This window comes from Allobacillus sp. SKP2-8 (genome assembly GCF_007559355.1).
Taxonomy (GTDB): domain Bacteria; phylum Bacillota; class Bacilli; order Bacillales; family Alkalibacillaceae; genus Allobacillus; species Allobacillus halotolerans.
In genome coordinates this window covers 1-875 of the sequence record NZ_VMHF01000046.1, presented here as the reverse complement: position 1 = coordinate 875, position 875 = coordinate 1, and the positions used below count along the sequence as shown (strand labels likewise).

Genomic DNA, 875 nt, shown 5'->3' with positions numbered 1-875 from the left:
CTACGCCGCCAAGTCCTGACATGGCGCGCCTGGTCATTCTGCCTGCGGCCCGGATGGATCTCATCGAGATCGGGGACTTCATCGCGCTGGACAACCCGGAGCGGGCCACATCCTTCGTGGCTGAGATCGAGTCCCAGATGATCGAGGTTGCAGAGCGGCCCGGCAGCTTCCCCGCGCGGGACGAGCTGCACAAAGGCCTGCGGTCCGCCCGGCATGGCCGGTATCTGATCTTCTTTGTCGAGGCCGGGGAAGAGGTTCGGATCGTGCGGGTGCTGCACGGCGCGCGGGACCTGCCCTCTCTTCTGGGGTAAAGGTTTTGGCCCTCTGAGGGGCGCGAACCCGACGAACAGCAGTGAAGAAGGGCGCACTTATGCAAACCCTGAGGGTTTGCGTGCGGTCCTGTGAACAAAGCGGGCCGCGCCCTTTTGGCGGCATGAGGTCAGCCCTGCACCCCGGCAGAGGCCCTGCAACTCCCCGCCGGGAGAGAGGCCGTCGAGCGGCATCCTAGCCGCTGCGATCGCTAGGCAGATCGCGCCTGCGGGAGGGCTTAACCCCGCCTCCCGCGCTGATCGCGGGCTTCCGCCGTAAGCGATTTACCCAGCAAAGCTTTTTTGAGTTCTGCCGAGTCAAAAAACTTTACTTGGTTCGTGCTGTCGTGAGACCACAAAAAGAACCAGCGAAGACTGGCCTCTCGGGAGATGCCGACGATGAACCCTCAGAAGTATGCAGCCGAGTTGATTGGTACGTTCTGGCTCACCTTCGGGGGCTGTGGCTCGGCGGTGCTGGCTGCGGCCTTTCCTGAGGTGGGCATCGGCCTTCTGGGCGTGTCGCTAGCCTTTGGCTTGACGGTGCTTACCATGGCCTATGCCATTGGC

At 63.1% G+C, this 875-nt stretch carries 1 protein-coding gene; it reads left to right on the top strand.

From position 1 onward, the window contains the following. Positions 1 to 311 (top strand): type II toxin-antitoxin system RelE/ParE family toxin (locus tag FPQ10_RS12880; RefSeq protein WP_222103070.1); only part of this gene is annotated, 311 nt, incomplete at its 5' end. Positions 312 to 875 lie beyond the last annotated feature (564 nt).